Origin of the sequence: Falsiphaeobacter marinintestinus, assembly GCF_007923355.1 — a bacterium.
Taxonomy (GTDB): domain Bacteria; phylum Pseudomonadota; class Alphaproteobacteria; order Rhodobacterales; family Rhodobacteraceae; genus Phaeobacter_A; species Phaeobacter_A marinintestinus.
In genome coordinates, this window is record NZ_VOGO01000002.1 from 135553 (window position 1) to 152936 (window position 17384).

A 17384-nucleotide genomic window follows, 5' to 3' on the forward strand; every position below is an offset into this window, starting at 1 on the left:
AACCGGCCCCTCAGAACCCCAGTTTTTCCAGACGCCACGCGACTTTGCGGTGAATGATTGGCGGCAGCAGATCCTGTAGCAGTTGACGGCGCGCCACCACGTTGTCGCGCTTGTCCACAGTGCCGGGGCGCGGCTTGAACAGGGTGGTATGCGACTTGCGCGTGCTGTCCCAGGTCGCCGTGTAATAATACAGCGCAATGGACATGCGGGGTTCCCCATCGGGGTGATTGACCGGCTCGGGGTTGCCATGCCAGCTTTCCGAACTGGTCGAAAAGATGCACATCCGGTTGAACAGCGGAACATAGCTTTCCAGTTGTTCGGTCATCCCTTCATTCCAGACCTCAAAAGACCCGCCATATTCCTTCTTCCAGTCTTTGTTCAGGTAAATCAGCAGGTTCACCCGGCGCTCAAGGTTCAGGGCGGCGTGGTGATTGAAGTCGGCGTGAATATCCAGATGCCCGCCATTGGACACGACATGCACGCCGCCACCGGCAAAATACGGGTCGGGGATCAAACCTTTGATGCCAGTCAACTCTTCCAGAAAGGTCAGAACCGGTCGCGAATTCAGGGCATAAAACAGTCGTCGCGTATAGTCAGGCAGGCGTTCGGGGATATAACTGGTTTTCAGCCGTTCCTGAGGGCGGTCAAAGCTGGTTTCGGCAGCGGGCAGTGATTTCAGTTCTTCCCGAACATGCTCCAGAATTGCCGGGTCCAGGAAGTTGTCATAGCCGCCATAGTTATATGGGGCGCGCGATTGATAGGTTTCTGCCAAAGGGGTGGCTGCAGCGCGGGCCTCTTTGGTGGATATCAGCAATGTTTCCGGGTCGAGGGCCAGAACGGGCGTGGTCATAATCAAAGTCTCCTGAACTGCCGCGACGCGTCCGCGCGGGTCGGTTACCGGGATTGTCCGGAACCCGGCGCAGAAGATCAACAGTTTTACGTGATGGCGGCCTCAGAGACGTGCCGCACCGCCGTGTCACCGCACAATTGTCAGTGCCCGGCCATATTGTGCCGGGAACGGCGACGTGACGATGCTGTTCTCAAGGCTTGTTCTTCACGCCGTCGCGACCTAGGACCAAGGAATGAAAGTTTTGTTCTTAGGAGATGTGATGGGGCGCTCTGGCCGTAAGGCCGTGGCCGACCATCTTCCACGGTTGCGCAGCGAATGGCGGCTCGATTTCGTGGTGGTAAACGGTGAAAACGCGACCAATGGCATGGGGCTGAGTGGCGACCATGCCAAGGGCCTGCTTGAGGCGGGTGCAGACTGCGTGACGCTGGGCGACCATGCTTTTGATCAGAAGGACATGATGCAGGCGATCGAACAGGATCAGCGTATCATCCGCCCGATCAATTTCGCCAAAGGCGCGCCGGGGCGCGGGTATCGGTTGTTCGATGCGCCGGGCGGTCGCAAGATCCTTGTGGCGCAGGTGCTGGGGCAGGTGTTCATGAAACGGCCTTTTGATGATCCATTTTCGGCCATTGAACCGGTGTTGAAATCACATCCCCCCGGTGGCCGCGCACAGGCCATCATCGTGGATATGCATTGCGAAGCGACCTCGGAAAAGATGGCGATGGGCCATTACTGTGATGGGCGGGCCAGCCTTGTGGTGGGCACGCATACGCATGTCCCAACGGCAGATGCGCAGGTTTTGCCGAAGGGTACAGGGTATCTGACCGATGCAGGCATGTGTGGCGATTACGATTCGGTCATTGGTATGGACAAGGCCGAACCAATGCGCCGGTTTATCACCGGCATGCCAAAATCGCGGTTCACGCCTGCGCTGGGCGAGGCGACCCTGTCGGGTATCTATCTGGAGACAGATGACCGGACCGGTAAAGCCACCCGCACCAAAATGATCCGGGTTGGCGGACGACTGGAACAGGCCGGGCCGTGAACAACCGCGCCATTGCCTTTGCGCTGCTTGTTGTTTTGGGGGCGGGTTGGGGGCTGACCCAACCCCTGTCCAAGATTGCCGTGAGTGAAGGCTATCGGCATTTCGGGCTGATCTTCTGGCAGATGGCGATTGCGTCGGTCATCTTGTTTGCGATCAACCGTGCGCGGGGCAAATCCATCCCGCTCGCGCCCCGGAACATCGGGCTGTATGCCGTGATCGCCCTGGTCGGGACGCTGTTGCCCAACGCCGCCAGCTATGAGGCAGCGCGCCACCTTCCGGCGGGCGTTCTGTCGGTCGCAATCGCCACGGTTCCTATCTTTGCCTTTCCGATCGCGCTGCTGATGGGCAATGACACATTCCGCTGGCGGCCCTTCTTCGGCGTGATCTGCGGAATGATCGGCGTTTTGCTTCTGGTCGGCCCCGAGGCAAGCCTGCCGGATCCGGCCATGGCGCTGTTCATCCCGCTCGCCCTGATCGCACCGGCGTTTTATGGGTTCGAAGGCAACTATGTCGCCCGGTTCGGCACGCAAGGGCTTGATCCGATTCAGGTGCTGTTGGGGGCGTCAGTTCTGGGAACCATCGTTGCCTTGCCGCTGGCGCTGGGGTCGGGCCATTGGATAGATCCGCGCCCGCCTTGGGGGGCTGCAGATATCGCCCTGATCGCAAGTTCGCTGATCCATGCGCTTGTGTATACAAGCTATGTCTGGTTGATCGGACGGACCGGAGCGGTCTTTGCTTCACTCGTGTCCTATCTGGTGACAGGCTTTGGAGTTTTCTGGGCAATGTTGATCCTGAACGAGCAGTATTCAGGCTATTTTTGGGTCGCGATGGCAATGATGGTGGCAGGTATGGCCCTTGTGCAACCGCGACACAGTGAAACGGTTGCACCCGTTGACGGGTGAGGTCAGGATAGAGCGCGCAGAAGCGCGATTAATGTCGGACAGATTATGAATATTTTTGCTTTATCGGAAACCGGCGAGGCGTTGTTGACGCTGGCAGTCGTTCTAGTGATGTTCGCGCTTTTCGTGCGTGAGAAATACCCGGCCGAGGTTGTGGCCATCGGCGGGGCGGCCGCCATGATGGCGCTGGGTCTGTTGCCTTACAAAGACGCGCTGCACGTTCTGTCGAACGCAGCACCCTGGACCATCGCGGCCATGTTCATCGTGATGGGCGCGCTGGTGCGCACCGGGGCGTTGGACTGGTTCACCCAGATCGCCGAGGCGCAGGCCGATTCACGTCCCGCCGTGGCCATCGGCGCGTTGATGCTCTTTGTTGTCCTCGCATCGGCCTTCGTCAACAATACGCCGGTTGTCGTGGTAATGATCCCAGTGTTTGTGCAACTGTCTCACAGACTCGGAATATCGCCCAGTAAGCTTTTGATTCCGCTCAGCTATGCGGCCATCCTGGGCGGTACGATGACACTGATCGGGACCTCGACCAACTTGCTGGTCGACGGTGTCGCCAAGGCGCGCGGGCTGGAACCGTTCACAATCTTCGAAGTCACCCCGCTGGCCGTCATTCTGGTCGCATGGGGAGGGATTTATCTGCGCTTTATCGCGCCACGTCTGTTGCCGGATCGGGCCAGCATGGCGTCAATGCTGTCCAACAAGAAGTCGATGAAATTCTTCACCGAAGCGGTGATCCCGCCTGACAGCAACCTGATCGGGCGCGAAGTGACCGGTGTCCAGTTGTTCAAACGTCCGGGTGTGCGGCTGATCGATGTTATTCGCGGTGACCTGTCCCTCAGACGTGAACTTCAGGGCGTGCAACTTGAGGTCGGGGACCGCGTGGTTTTACGCACGCAGATGACCGAATTGCTCAGCCTCCAGCGCGACAAATCGCTTAAGCGCGTTGATCAGGTGTCGGCGGTTGAAACCTCGACCGTTGAAGTCCTGATTACCCCGGGGTGCAAGATGATCGGGCGCAAACTGGGCGATATGCGTCTGCGCCGCCGCTACGGTGTATATGTGCTGGCCGCGCATCGGCGAGACCAGAACATTGGCATGCAACTGGACGCGCTGAATGTGCAGATCGGCGATACCTTGCTTCTGGAAGGGTCGCCCGAAGACATCAATCGTCTGTCAAAAGACATGAACATGCTGGACGTCTCAAAGCCATCCGACCGCGAATTCCGGCGCAGCCACGCTCCGATCGCATTGGGCGCTTTGGCCAGTATCGTCTTGCTGGCCGCGTTTGGCGTGGCCCCGATCCTGATGCTTGCGGTGATCGCCATGGCCGTGGTCCTGCTGACCCGCTGCATCGACTCGGACGAGGCGTTTTCGTTTGTCGATGGTCGCTTGCTGGCGCTGATCTTTGCCATGCTTGCCGTCGCAACTGCGTTGGAAACCTCGGGCGCCATTGACCTGATCGTCGAACATTCCGCGCCGCTGATCGCCGGATTGCCACCGTTCTTCATCGTCTGGGCGATCTACCTTCTGACGTCGGTCTTGTCCGAGCTTATCAACCATGCGGTTGCCGTCGTTCTGACGCCTGTGGCCATCGGGCTGGCGGTGTCGCTGGGCGTGGATCCCAGGCCGCTGGTGATCGCGGTCATGATTGCGGCCAGCGCGACGTTCGCCACGCCGATCAGCTATCAAACCAACATGATGGTCTATGGTCCGGGCGGATATCGGTTCACCGACTTCCTGAGGGTCGGCATCCCGCTGAACCTGACGGTTGGATTGCTGGCGTCGGCGTTGATCCCGGTTCTGTGGCCTCTGTATCCTTAGAAACGGGCAGGGCAGGCGGGGCAAGAATTTGCAGCGCAGGGCTTGAAGGACGCAGGCCCGCGCCGCATCTAAAGCGTGTGTCCACATTTAGCGAAAGAGCCCACATGCCTGTTTTGCGAACCCTGATGGTGCTGTGTCTTACCATCACAAGCACGGCGGCTTGGGCCGGTGTGATCCAAGGTTCGGCCAGCTATCGCGAACGAATTGCAGTGCCGCCGGATGCCACGCTGGACGTTTCACTTGTTGATGTGTCGCGCCAGGACGTTGCCGCAACGATTGTTTCGACGCAAACCTATGCGCTGGACCGGGTGCCCTATGATTTTGAACTGCCCTTCGATGATGGTTTGATCGACTCGCGTCTGACCTATTCGATCTCAGCGAAGGTCATGCAGAATGGCGTTGTTCTGTACCGGTCAACCTCGGCCTATCCGGTTCTGACACGAGGCGCAGGCGCGAAGGTCGATATCATGATGGAACGTATGCAGCAGGCCAAGGCCGGGCCTGAGATCTGGACCGTGGTTGAACTGCGCGGACGGCTATTGATCACCGACAGGCTGCCAACACTCGAATTTGGACCGGACGGAAAGATCGGCGGAACGGCAGGCTGCAACCGCTACTTCGGCCAGGTGGAAAAAACCCAGACCGATATGACCTTTGGCGAAGCCATCGGTGCGACCAGAATGGCGTGCCCGCCACCTTATGATAAGCTAGAGCGCGATTTCTTCGAGGTGCTGCCAGACGTGGCCACTTACGTCGTAACCGGTGATCAGATGGCTTTGGTCAACAGCGCGGGCGTCACTGTCATGCGCCTGTCCCGGTAAACCACGCAGTCCTGGCGGTGCCGCTTAGGCCACCGCCCGCGACCGCCCGGCATTGCGCCCCGAAAAGATGCATCCGCCCAGGAACGTCCCTTCAAGCGCGTTGTAACCGTGATATCCGCCACCGCCAAAGCCCGCGACTTCACCGGCTGCAAACAGGCCCGGCACCGGTTCGCCATCAACTCCGATCATTTGTGAATCAAGGTTGGTCTGCAGCCCGCCCAACGTCTTGCGGGTCAGCACATTCAGTTTAACGGCGATCAACGGTCCGTTGGCCTGATCCAGAAACTTGTGTGGCTTGGCTGTGCGGATCAGCCGATCTCCGCGATAGTTGCGCGCGGCATGAACCGCCATCAACTGCGCATCCTTGGTGAACGGGTTGTCGATCTGCAAGTCCCGCGCGACGATCTGATCGCGGATCCTGGCTTCGTCGACTAGCCCGCCACCGATCCGGTTCATTCCGGCGACCAGTTCGCCCAGTGACCCGGCAACGACGAAATCCTCACCATGGGTTTTGAACGCTTCGACCGGCTTGGGGGCACCGCCGCCAGACAGCAACCGGGCCTTGATGACCTCAATCCAGCTTTTGGACGTCAGATCCGGATTTTGTTCCGATCCTGACAGGGCAAATTCCTTTTCGATGACCTTTTGGGTCAGCACGAACCAGCTGTAGTCATAGCCCGTCTTCAGGATCTCGCGCAGCGTCGTCAGCGTGTCAAAGCCCGGCAGGCAGGGCGGCAGCAGACGGTTTCCGGTGGCGTCGAACCACATTGACGATGGCCCGGGCAGGATCCGGATGCCGTGATCGGGCCAGATCGGATCCCAGTTGCGCACGCCTTCAGTGTAATGCCACATCCGGTCGCCATTGATGACGTGCCCGCCTGCCGCTTCGGAAATCGCAACCATGCGGCCGTCGACATGGGCCGGCACACCCGCGACCATCGTGCGCGGCGGCGGTCCTAACCGGTCGCGTGGCCAGGCCTTACGCACCATCTCAAAGTTACCACCGATACCGCCGGACGAGACGATGACAGAGGGCGCATAGAATTCGAATTCGCCGATTTCTTCGCGGTTGGTTTTCTTGCCCCGATCGGCGCTGTCATCGGCCAAAACCTCGCCCGACACACCGCGCGCGGTACCGTTCTGCATGATGATATGGCTGACCTGATGGCGAAACTTTAGCTCGATCCGGCCAGCGGCGACATGTTCGCGAACGCGGCGTTCAAAATGTTCAACAACGCCGGGGCCAGTGCCCCAGGTCAGGTGAAACCGTGGGACAGAATTGCCGTGATCGGTGGCGTAAGACCCGCCTCGTTCGGCCCAGCCGACGATCGGAAACCAGCGCAGCCCCATTTCACGCAGCCACGGGCGCATTTCGCCAGCCGCGAAAGACACATACGCTTCGGCCCATTTGCGCGGCCATGCGTCTTCGTCCCGGTCAAATTGGGCACTGCCCATCCAGTCCCGCATGGCAAGTTCGTGACTGTCGCGAATGCCCATCCGGCGTTGTTCGGGCGTGTCGACCATGAACAGGCCACCCAGTGACCAGAAAGCCTGACCACCCAGAAACCGCTCGGGTTCCTGATCAACAATGATGACAGACTTGCCCCGATCGCCCAGTTCGGCAGCGGCCGCAAGGCCAGCCAAGCCGCCGCCGACGACGATCACATCCGCATTGTTCATATATGGTTCCTCCCCCCGAACGCACGACCTCCGCGCATCCAGAGGATGAAGGGCACGGCCACGACGTACATGGTGATGCCGTAAACCGCCGAGGGCAAGGCCAGAGCGCTAAAACCAAACGTCACCCCGGTTATCAGCCCGGCCATTGTAATGCCAAGGGTGGAGTTCTGGATGCCGATCTCAAGCGTGATGGTCTTGATCTGCGCCGTCCCCAGACCGGCAAGCCGGGCAACGCCAAAGCCGATGCCCAGCAGAACAAGGTTCACGATCAGCAGCATGGCACCCAGACTGGGCAGGTTCTCAAGGAACAAGGCCCAGTTGTCGGCCAGCGCCGCCGCGATGACCAGAACGACCAAAACAACCGCAACACGTGACAGAATGGGGTCGATCACGATGGCAGCGCCGCGAAAATACTGCCGGATCGTGACCCCAACTGCCACCGGCAGCGTGGTGATCAGAAACATCGCAATGGCCAGCGAGGTGACATTCAGTTCAGGCGCCGTTGAGCCCAGAAAGTACGGGATTGCCCAGGCCGACAACATCGGCACGGTCAGGATGGACGTCAGGCTGACCATGGCCGTCAGCGAAATTGACAGCGCCACATCTCCGCCCGCCAGTTTGGACAGGATGTTGCTGGTCACGCCGCCCGGGCAAAACGCCAAAAGCATCACCCCGGCTGCAATACCCGGCGGCGGCGCAAAGACCGAAACAACAAAAAATGCTGTCAGCGGCAGCAAGATAATCTGGCTGAGCGCGCCGATCACAAAAGCATGGCCATTCAGCGCGACCCGTCGAAAGTCGCTGACCTCAAGTCCGATGCCCAAAGACAACATGATCACAGCCAGGGCCAATGGCAGGCCCACGCCGATCAGTTCTTCCAAAACAAGTCCCTCCCAAGACTGGTTTTGACGGCACGTTAATCAGAGTGGCGGGCAAGCGCCAAAGGGCGGATCGCCGCATGTCGGATTGGCCTAGCCATAGCGGGCAGCAAACCGTTTCAGGATCAGGCCGGGCACGGTCACATCCGCCGCGTGACACTGTGCGATCAGCGGGTCCGCCTGTTCGGGCGGGAAGTATCCATGGTTGCGATAAATGCGAATGCGCTGTTCGAAATCCGCCGCGTCGGCTTCGGGGTGGAACTGCGTTGCATAGACGTTCTGACCCCAGCGGATCATCTGAAACGGGCAGGGGGCCGAGCTGATCAGATGTACGCAGCCCTGTGGCAGGGACTGAACCGCCTCTTTGTGGCCGACGAACGATTGGAAGGCTGATGGCAAACCCTGGGTTAGTGGATCAGAGGTTGCTTCGGCAGTCAGCACGCAGTCGGACGGGCCAACAGGCTCTCCAAAGCGCCGCTTGCTGACGTCGCCGCCCAGATGTGCCGTCAGAATGCCCAGACCATAGCAACATCCCATGTAAGGGTGGTCCGTTTCCGTGATCTGAGGCATCAGCCCCATGATCGCGTGTTCGATCCGGGCCTCTTCGGCGGGCTTGGTGTCCGCCGGATCACTCACGCAGCCTGGCCCGCCGCCAACTATCACACCGGCGTAATCGGTCACATCCAAGCCATCAGGCAGATCCTGACAATCCAGCCGGATCCGATGCGTGCGATCCTTGGTCAGGCCGGATCGGTTCAGGATCGAAGCAAATTCGGCATCCGCCGCATCAGTTTCAGGGCGAAGCTGCAGGATCAAAAATCGTTTCATGCGCGCGGTCTATCCCGGCTCCGTGCTCTGCCGCAAGCGCCAGAGCGTCGCGGTGGGTCAAGATTTTTCGACGAAAAATCTCGCGCAATGCGGCGTCCGTTGCGTCGTTTGGGAGAGGTCACATTGGCCAGAACACAAGTATTGCCGGGATCGAAACGGCGACGATCAGGATTTCAAGCGGCAGGCCCATACGCCAGTAGTCTCCGAACCGATAACCGCCGGGCCCCAGGATCAGGGTGTTGTTCTTGTGTCCGATGGGGGTCAGAAACGCCGCGGACGCCGCAATTGCGACCGCCATCAGGAACGGGTCAGGTGACACGTTCAACGCCTGCGCCATCTGGATGCCGACGGGGGCCGCGACAATGGTCGTGGCGGTGTTGTTCAATACATCAGACAGGGTCATCGTTACCACCATCAGCACCGTCAGGATCGCCCAGGACGGCAATCCAGTGGTCAGAGACACAAGCGAAGATGCGATCAGTTCGGTCCCGCCGGAACTGTCCAGCGCCGCACCCAACGGGATCATCGAGCCCAGAAGCACGACAACCGGCCACTCGATATGGTCATAGATTTCGGCAATTGGCAGGATTTTTGTCAGGACGAAAGCCACCACGACCAGTCCAAGCGCAACCGGCAGATAAATAAGCCCAAGGCTTGCCGCCAGAACTGCCGCTGCAAACAGACCGATCGACAGCCAGGTTTTATCGTTGGCGGTCACACTCAGACCGCGCTCGGCCAGCGGCAGGCATCCCAGCCATTCGGTCACATCCGGACCATGATCGCGTGGGCACAGCAACAACAGGATATCGCCGGGTTCGACAATGGTGTTGCGCACCTGTTTTGTGATTTGCTTGCCCTGACGGGAAATGCCCATCAGAATCGTCTGTTGTCGCCAGGCCAGCCCCAGAGTCTGCGCGGTTTTTCTGGCGATGCGCGAGGTTTCGGGAACGACAACTTCGATCACGTCCAGACCGTCACCAGCGGCTGTCAGTTTCTCTTGCCGCGCTGCATCTGAAAACGCGAGGTCCGTTGTTGCGCGAAATTCGTCCAGCGCTTCGGGGACGGCTTCCAGAACCAGAACATCATTGGCGCGAAGTATCGTGTTTGTTGCCCGCCCATAGCGGCGTTTGCCGTCCCGGATCAGCCCCAGAATCGCAACATCTGCCTTTTCGGCCGTCTCTTCCAGTTCGGCCAACCGTTTCCCAATATGCTTGGATTCGTCGGGAATGGTCAGTTCCGCGATATACTGGGTCAGCCCCGACATGCCGGTCTGTTCGTTCTCGCGGGTCGGGATTAGGCGCCATCCGATCAGGGCCACGAAGATCAGGCCCGCCAGGGCGGCGATTCCGCCCACGGGGGCAAAGTCGAACATGGTGAACGGTGTGCCCAGCGTTTCGCCCCGGATCGAGGCGATGATGATGTTGGGCGGGGTCCCGATCAGGGTGACCATGCCGCCCAGAATAGTTGCAAACCCCAGTGGCATAAGGGTCAGCCCGGGGCTGCGTCCGGCTTTGCGCGCAGTCTGAATGTCGACCGGCATCAGCAGCGCCAGGGCGGCCACGTTGTTCATAAAGGCCGACAGAACCGCGCCGATGCCGCCCATGACGGCGATATGCGCCCCCAAGCCCCGGGATGTATCGACCAGCGTGCGGGTGATCAGGAACACCGCGCCCGACCGGACCAGACCGGCCGATACGATCAGAACCAGGGCCACCACCAGTGTCGCGGGGTGACCGAACCCGGTAAAGGCGTCCTTGACCGGCACGACGCCCAGAACCACCCCCGCCAATAGCGCTGAAAAGGCGACAAGGTCATACCGAAACCGCCCCCACAGCAGTAAACCGAAGACGGCAAGGAACAGCGAGAAGAGGATGGTCTGATCTAATGTCATGGCTGCACATTACCTGTTGCAGCGGGGGGAACAAGGCGCTGCTTGAACAGGAGCCGCTCAAAGCGCTATATGACCGACAACCGCGAATTCTGAACGAGGACGATCAATGGCCGGCCACTCCAAATGGGCGAATATCCAGCACCGCAAGGGACGGCAGGACGCTGCGCGCTCCAAGCTGTTTTCGAAACTATCCAAGGAAATCACTGTTGCCGCCAAGATGGGCGACCCTGACCCGGAAAAGAACCCGCGTCTGCGTCTGGCCGTCAAGGAAGCCAAATCGCAATCGGTTCCCAAGGATGTGATCGACCGCGCCATCAAGAAGTCGGTTGCTGGCGAGGGCGACGAATACGAAGAAATCCGCTATGAAGGCTATGGCCCGAACGGCGTGGCGGTGATCGTCGAAGCGATGACTGACAACCGCAACCGTACCGCATCCAACGTGCGCTCGACCTTTTCGAAGAACGGCGGAAATCTGGGTGAAACCGGGTCGGTTGGTTTCATGTTCGATCGCAAGGGCGAAGTCAGCTATCCCGCTTCCGCTGGTGATGCCGATGCCGTTTTCGAAGCGGCCATCGAAGCAGGCGCCGAAGACGTTGAATCAAGCGAAGAGGGTCATATCATCTGGTGCGAAGACACCGATCTGAACGACGTTTCCGGTGCGCTGGAAGCTGCGTTGGGCGAGTCGACTTCGACCAAACTGATCTGGAAGCCGACCACCACAACCGAAATGGATCTGGACGGCATGGAAAAGCTGATGAAGCTGGTGGATGCGCTGGAGGACGATGACGACGTTCAGCGTGTGACGACCAATTTCGAAGCCTCTGATGAGGTTATGGAACAGCTTTGATCCTTTAGAATGGCCTGAAACCCTGCCTATTCGGGTTTCACCAACCCTTTGCTTGCCGCCTTTTTGACGGCGTTTGTCAAAGGCTCCAGCGCCGGGGCCATAACGCGGCTGATCTGCCAGTTCAGGGGCACATCCAGCGGCGCGTTCTTCAACAACGGCACCAGTTTGCCATTGCGCACCGGTCCACGTACCAGCGCGACCGGGTTCATGCCCCAGCCGATCCCGGCCCGGGCCGCATCGACAAAGGCATGCGTCGAGGGCAGATAATGACTGGGCGGCGCGATCCGTGGGCCGACATATTCGGCGATCCACTGGCGTTGCAAGCCGTCCTTGGCATTGAAGACCATGCATGGCGCGCGGGACAGGGTGGCGGGTGTCACCCCATCGGGGAACCATTTTCGCATATACCCGGGGCTTGCTGTCGCGACATAGCGCAAGGCCCCAAGCGGATGCATGTCACACCCCGCAACCGGTTTGTCGCCGGCACAGATCGCGGCGCTGACGTCACCGCGTTTCAGCCAGTCGGCGCTATGATCCTGATCGTCGATCACCAGATCGAACAGCAAGTCGGGCAGCATCACCATCGCGTTCACAAACCACGTGGCCAGACTGTCGGCGTTCACCGCGATACGGATGCGGGTCGGCCCGGGCGTGGTTTCCAGCGACAGCTCGCGGCTTAGCTGGGACTCCAGCAGGCCCACATCCTCGGCATGTTTGGCTATGCGCGCGCCCTGTGGGGTTCCGGTGCAAGGTGTGCCGCGATTGATCAGTGACGCTCCGACCTTTTCCTCAAGCGCCTTGATCCGCTGAGAGATCGCCGAGGGCGTCACGCTAAGATCGGCGGCCGCCGCCTCGAAGCTGCCCAGCCGCAGCACAGCGGCAAGGGCGGACAGGTGATGGGGGTCAAACTGCATTAGACATCCTTCACTGGGCTTATCATCTTTAATTGGACTATTGCGATTTGCGGAATTAGTCAAACCGGACGACTGTTAAAGGATTGCCATAATGCCCTCTGCCTTTTTGCCCGGCTTCGCCCTTGGGTTCAGCCTGATCCTTGCCATCGGGGCGCAGAACGCTTTCGTGCTGCGGCAGGGCTTGCGCAAAGAGCATGTGTTCTGGATCTGCCTGACCTGCGCTGTGTCCGATGCATTTCTGATCGCTGCGGGGGTGGCCGGGGCAGGGGCCCTGGCGCAGGCGGCCCCCTGGTTCGGCGTGGCCATGCGGTTTGGCGGTGCTGCGTTCCTGTTCTGGTACGGAGCCCGCAGCCTTTGGTCCGCATGGCAGGGCGGGGCCGCGATGGATCTGACACGTGATACGCCTGCACCCCTGGGCAAAACGCTGGCGATCGTGCTGGCGCTGACATGGCTGAACCCGCACGTCTATCTGGACACAGTGGTGCTGATCGGATCGATCTCGGCGCAATACGAAGATCGGCTGGGGTTTGCTCTGGGGGCGATGACATCGAGCCTGGTTTTCTTCTTTTCCCTTGGCTATGGCGCAGCCTTTCTGGCGCCGCTTTTTGCCCGGCCCTCGGCCTGGCGGATACTGGATGCGCTGATCGGAATCGTCATGTGGGGCATCGCGCTAAAACTAATTGCCATGTGAAGGGTTGTATCGCCCGGGGAATGGGTGTTGAACAATGGCATGGCTCAACTCGACTCGCCCGGTTCAAATCCCGTGCTAGGCTCCTTCTGGATGCTGGTCACCGGGCTTTGTTTTGTTGCTGTGACCGCTCTGGTCAAATACCTCGGACCAGCCGTGCCACCACAAGAGGCCGCATTTCTGCGCTATCTTCTGGGGCTTGTATTCCTGATCCCGATGATCCGGCCCATGCTGAACACCACGATCACCCCGCGCCTGTGGGGGCTGTTCGCGACGCGCGGCCTGTTCCACGCGGGTGGGGTAATGCTGTGGTTCTATGCGATGACCCAGATCCCAATCGCCGAAGTCACGGCGATGAACTACCTCTCGCCGGTTTATGTCACCATCGGTGCCGCGATTTTTCTGGGCGAAAGACTGGCCCTGCGCCGGATCGCGGCCATTTTCGTGGCCTTGCTGGGGGTTCTGGTGATCCTGCGCCCCGGATTTCGCGAGGTCGGCCCGGGCCATCTGGCCATGTTGATCGCCGCACTGATCTTTGGAGGCTCCTATCTGCTGGCCAAGATCTGCGCCGATGAGGTCAGCCCGCTGGTCGTGGTGGGGATGCTTTCGGGGTGGGTGACACTGGGGCTTGCGCCCTTCGCTTGGGCCGTCTGGGTGCCCCCGACACTGTATGATCTGGGGATGCTGTTTACCGTCGCCTGTTTCGCAACCGCCGGGCATTACACCATGACGCTCGCGTTCAGGGCTGCACCAGTGACGGTCACCCAGCCGGTGACCTTTCTGCAGCTGATCTGGGCCGTGCTGGTCGGGGCCGTGTTCTTTGGCGAAGCCATCGACATCTGGGTGGTGATCGGCGGTACGATGATCCTGACAGCGATCAGCTTTATCACATGGCGCGAAGCGGTTTTGAAACGCCGCGCCATTACACCACCAACCCCGGCCACCAAGGTCTGAACCCCAATCTTGTTCGTGCACGCCTTAACCGTTTAGGCTGGCGAAAAAGGGATGAGGGACCGATGAAAGTAACAGCTTCAGTGATGGCGACCCTGATCGGCCTGCCGTCGATGGGCATGGCTGGCCTTGAAATCTGCAATGACACCGAAACCCGAAAAACGGTGGCTATCGGGTATAAGGACGACGGGAACTGGGTTTCAGAAGGGTGGTGGAACATCCAACCCGACGACTGCGTCACGCCAATCAAGGGCGTTCTGAAGAGCCGGTACTACTACATGCTCGCGAAGTCCAAGGGCTGGACCTTTGCAGACGACAACATTGCCTTTTGCACCACGCCCGAGGCCTTCACCATCATCGGCGACGAATCCTGTGAAGATCGCGGGTATGACAAGGGGCTGTTCAGACAGATCGACACCGGCAAGACCGCTGAAGAATTCAGTGTCGCGCTCGCGCCCTATATACGTCGTGACAAGGTCGAAGATGCCAAATCACCAACAAAAGCCCCCGAACCCAAGGCCGGCACCTATGGTGAACCCTATACAAACGCGGCCACGTTCCAGCATTGCGATTTCGATATCGAGCCCGGGTATTGCGTGTTCTATGCCGACGGATTTCGCCTTTTGGTCTCAGATGACGGACGCTCTGACCCATACGCCTTTCCGCTGTTGGCCGACATTGCTCCCGGCACTCCGATGCAGATCTCGGGGGATCTGGCTGCGATCCATGACTCGACAGCCGAATTGGTACTTTACGACGTCGACACGCGTCCCTGGACCGACAACGACCGGATGCTCGATCAGTTGCAGGGCTATTGGTATGCCGTCACCGACTCGGCTGACCAGTTCAACATATTGGGCTCCGAACGTATCGGATATTATGACGGTAATTACTCCGGTACCGATGCGATCTCGGTGCAAGACTGGTGTGATCGGTTTTCGGGGGATGGCCCCTATTTGTCATCCCGCGACCAGGAAACCGGCGACATCTATTGCTATCAGATCTGGTATGTTGATGCGCTTGAACTGCAGCTGATGTACCTGCCACGCGGCAACGTCCTGGAGTACCGCAAACTGGATTGAGTTTTTATTGATTGACGAGTCAATAACCAAAAACTAGCGTCTCCCCACCTGAGGGAGATGCTGGATGCCCAAGCTAGGAATGGAACCGATCCGGCGCGATGCGCTGGTCAAGGCCACGATTGCCGAGATCGGCGCCGCCGGATCTCTGGACGTGACGGTCAGCCAGATCGCTCGCCGCGCTGGCATGTCCAGCGCTTTGGCGCATCACTACTTTGGTGGAAAAGATCAGATCTTTCTGGCGGCCATGCGCCGTATCCTCAGCGATTTCGGGGCCGAGGTGCGTCGGGAACTTGCCGCCGCCGCCCCGCACCACCGGGCCGAGGCGATCATTCGCGCCAGTTTCGCCTCCTCCAGTTTCTCGCGGGAAGCGATCAGCGCCTGGATGACCTTCTACGTGCTGGCCCAGACCAACACGCAGGCACTGCGGCTATGGCATATCTATCAAAACCGCATCCGATCAAACCTGATCCACGCCTTGCGCCCTCTGACGGACCAGCCTGAAAGAACCGCAGATACAATCGTGGCGCTGATCGACGGGCTCTACATCCGCGCAGCGCTCAACCCGGTGGAAACCCCGGATGCAGCCGCCGGGCACGCATTGTCCGTGTTGAACCAACTGTGCGAGGCCCGGCCATGACGTCCCCCAACATCCTGATCCTGATGGTTGACCAACTGAACGGCACGCTGTTCCCGGATGGCCCTGTCGACTGGCTGCATGCGCCCAACCTGAAACGATTGGCCGCGCAATCTGTGCGGTTTGCCAACGCCTATACCGCCTCGCCGCTGTGTGCGCCCGGGCGCGCCAGCTTTATGTCGGGGCAATTGCCCAGCCGCACGGGTGTTTTTGACAACGCCGCCGAATTCGCCTCGGACATTCCCACCTATGCCCATCACCTGCGGCGCGCGGGCTATTACACCTGCCTCAGTGGCAAGATGCATTTCGTCGGCCCTGATCAGTTGCACGGGTTCGAAGACCGCCTGACCACCGACATCTATCCGGCCGATTTCGGCTGGACTCCGGATTACCGCAAACCGGGTGAACGGATCGACTGGTGGTATCACAACATGGGCTCGGTCACGGGGGCCGGGGTGGCCGAAACCTCCAATCAGATGGAGTATGACGACGAGGTTGCGTACAATGCCACGGCAAAACTGTACGATCTGTCGCGCGGCAAGGATGATCGGCCCTGGTGCCTGACGGCCAGTTTTACCCATCCGCATGACCCCTATGTGGCGCGCCGCAAATACTGGGATCTCTACGAAGATTGCGACCAACTGCTGCCGCAGGTTCCGGCGATGGACTATGACGACCACGATCCCCATGCGCAGCGGATCTTTGATGCCAATGACTGGCGTAATTTCGACATCACCGAAGACAACATCCGCCGCGCGCGCCGGGCGTATTTCGCCAACATTTCTTATCTCGACGACAAGATTGGTGAAATCCTGCAAGTGCTTGAAGACACACGGCAAGAGGCCGTGATCCTGTTCGTGTCAGACCATGGCGATATGCTGGGCGAACGCGGTTTGTGGTTCAAGATGAACTTCTATGACGGCTCGGCGCGCGTGCCGCTGATGATCTCGGCTCCCGGACTTGATCCGCAACGCATCGACGCGCCGGTTTCGACGCTGGACGTCACCCCGACCCTTGGCGCGCTGGCCGGAGTGCCCATGGACGACATTGCGCCCTGGACTGACGGAGAAGACCTGACGCCACTGGCAACAGGCGCCGAGCGCACCAGCCCGGTCGCGATGGAATACGCCGCCGAAGGCTCTTACGCACCGCTGGTATCGCTGCGTTATGGCAAGTGGAAACACAACCGCTGCGCGCTTGATCCGGATCAGCTTTTCAATCTTGACGAAGACCCGCATGAGTTGATCAACCTTGCAGACCACCCGGACCATCAGGGCACCCTGCAAACCCTGCGCGCCAAATCCGAAGCCCGCTGGGATCTCGACAGCTTCGACAAGAATGTCCGCGCCAGTCAGGCGCGCCGCTGGATCGTTTACGAAGCCTTGCGTCAGGGCGGCTATTTCCCGTGGGATTACCAACCACTGCAGAAAGCCTCCGAACGCTACATGCGCAACCATATGGATCTGAACACTCTGGAAGAGAACCAACGCTTTCCGCGCGGAGAGTAAGGCTTCTTTCTTGTTCCAAATACCCAAAAGCAACGACC

At 59.6% G+C, this 17384-nt stretch carries 16 protein-coding genes; 10 read left to right on the forward strand and 6 right to left on the reverse strand.

Annotated features, from left to right (window positions below; genetic code table 11):
• Nucleotides 1-10: 10 nt before the first annotated feature.
• Nucleotides 11-850 carry a 2OG-Fe(II) oxygenase gene (locus tag FOY56_RS04930; RefSeq protein WP_146344712.1) on the reverse strand — a complete coding sequence of 280 codons (840 nt, stop codon included), beginning with the start codon at nt 848-850 and terminating at the stop codon, nt 11-13.
• A gap of 232 nt (nt 851-1082) precedes the next feature.
• Between FOY56_RS04930 and FOY56_RS04935 the strand changes: the two genes are divergently transcribed.
• The 4 genes from FOY56_RS04935 (at nt 1083) to FOY56_RS04950 (ending at nt 5445) form a co-directional block, all read left to right on the forward strand.
• Nucleotides 1083-1895: a TIGR00282 family metallophosphoesterase gene (locus FOY56_RS04935; RefSeq protein WP_146344713.1), complete on the forward strand. Its 813-nt coding sequence runs from the start codon at nt 1083-1085 to the stop codon at nt 1893-1895.
• Nucleotides 1892-2797 carry a DMT family transporter gene (locus FOY56_RS04940; RefSeq protein ID WP_146344714.1) on the forward strand — a complete coding sequence of 302 codons (906 nt, stop codon included), beginning with the start codon at nt 1892-1894 and terminating at the stop codon, nt 2795-2797. The genes FOY56_RS04935 and FOY56_RS04940 overlap by 4 nt, the downstream gene beginning before the upstream one ends.
• 45 nt (nt 2798-2842) lie before the next feature.
• Nucleotides 2843-4624: an SLC13 family permease gene (locus FOY56_RS04945; RefSeq protein WP_146344715.1), complete on the forward strand. Its 1782-nt coding sequence runs from the start codon at nt 2843-2845 to the stop codon at nt 4622-4624.
• A 104-nt stretch (nt 4625-4728) separates the two neighbouring features.
• On the forward strand, nt 4729-5445 hold the full coding sequence (locus tag FOY56_RS04950; protein WP_146344716.1) for a YbaY family lipoprotein: 717 nt from the start codon (nt 4729-4731) through the stop codon (nt 5443-5445).
• Nucleotides 5446-5469: 24 nt separating this feature from the next.
• Here FOY56_RS04950 and FOY56_RS04955 read toward each other — a convergent pair whose 3' ends face one another.
• The 4 genes from FOY56_RS04955 to FOY56_RS04970 form a co-directional block, all read right to left on the reverse strand.
• The gene (locus FOY56_RS04955) at nt 5470-7125 is read right to left on the reverse strand and encodes an FAD-binding dehydrogenase (RefSeq protein ID WP_146344717.1); all 1656 of its coding nucleotides are present in this window, start codon (nt 7123-7125) and stop codon (nt 5470-5472) included.
• Entirely contained in the window at nt 7122-8006 is an 885-nt protein-coding gene (locus FOY56_RS04960) for a bile acid:sodium symporter family protein (protein ID WP_146344718.1), read from the reverse strand. The genes FOY56_RS04955 and FOY56_RS04960 overlap by 4 nt, the downstream gene beginning before the upstream one ends.
• Nucleotides 8007-8096: 90 nt before the next feature.
• Nucleotides 8097-8831 carry a glutamine amidotransferase gene (locus FOY56_RS04965; RefSeq protein WP_146344719.1) on the reverse strand — a complete coding sequence of 245 codons (735 nt, stop codon included), beginning with the start codon at nt 8829-8831 and terminating at the stop codon, nt 8097-8099.
• A gap of 118 nt (nt 8832-8949) precedes the next feature.
• On the reverse strand, nt 8950-10722 hold the full coding sequence (locus FOY56_RS04970) for an SLC13 family permease (protein ID WP_146344720.1): 1773 nt from the start codon (nt 10720-10722) through the stop codon (nt 8950-8952).
• A gap of 106 nt (nt 10723-10828) precedes the next feature.
• On the opposite strand from FOY56_RS04970, the gene FOY56_RS04975 reads away from it, so the two are divergent.
• The gene (locus tag FOY56_RS04975) at nt 10829-11569 is read left to right on the forward strand and encodes a YebC/PmpR family DNA-binding transcriptional regulator (RefSeq protein WP_146344721.1); all 741 of its coding nucleotides are present in this window, start codon (nt 10829-10831) and stop codon (nt 11567-11569) included.
• A gap of 26 nt (nt 11570-11595) precedes the next feature.
• Here FOY56_RS04975 and FOY56_RS04980 read toward each other — a convergent pair whose 3' ends face one another.
• Complete coding sequence (locus FOY56_RS04980) at nt 11596-12483, reverse strand: LysR family transcriptional regulator ArgP (protein ID WP_146344722.1); 888 nt, start codon at nt 12481-12483, stop codon at nt 11596-11598.
• Nucleotides 12484-12574: 91 nt separating this feature from the next.
• Between FOY56_RS04980 and FOY56_RS04985 the strand changes: the two genes are divergently transcribed.
• From FOY56_RS04985 to betC, 5 genes are all read left to right on the forward strand, one after another.
• Complete coding sequence (locus FOY56_RS04985; protein WP_146344723.1) at nt 12575-13174, forward strand: LysE/ArgO family amino acid transporter; 600 nt, start codon at nt 12575-12577, stop codon at nt 13172-13174.
• A gap of 39 nt (nt 13175-13213) precedes the next feature.
• A complete protein-coding gene (locus FOY56_RS04990) occupies nt 13214-14125 on the forward strand; it encodes a DMT family transporter (protein WP_246139417.1) in 912 nt (303 codons plus the stop codon).
• 62 nt (nt 14126-14187) lie between these two features.
• A complete protein-coding gene (locus FOY56_RS04995) occupies nt 14188-15204 on the forward strand; it encodes a DUF1036 domain-containing protein (RefSeq protein WP_246139418.1) in 1017 nt (338 codons plus the stop codon).
• Nucleotides 15205-15268: 64 nt separating this feature from the next.
• Nucleotides 15269-15841, forward strand: a complete 573-nt coding sequence (gene betI, locus FOY56_RS05000) for a choline-binding transcriptional repressor BetI (RefSeq protein WP_146344724.1) — start codon at nt 15269-15271, stop codon at nt 15839-15841.
• Entirely contained in the window at nt 15838-17346 is a 1509-nt protein-coding gene (betC, locus tag FOY56_RS05005; protein ID WP_146344725.1) for a choline-sulfatase, read from the forward strand. Before betI ends, betC begins: the two co-directional genes overlap by 4 nt.
• The last annotated feature ends 38 nt before the right edge of the window (nt 17347-17384 follow it).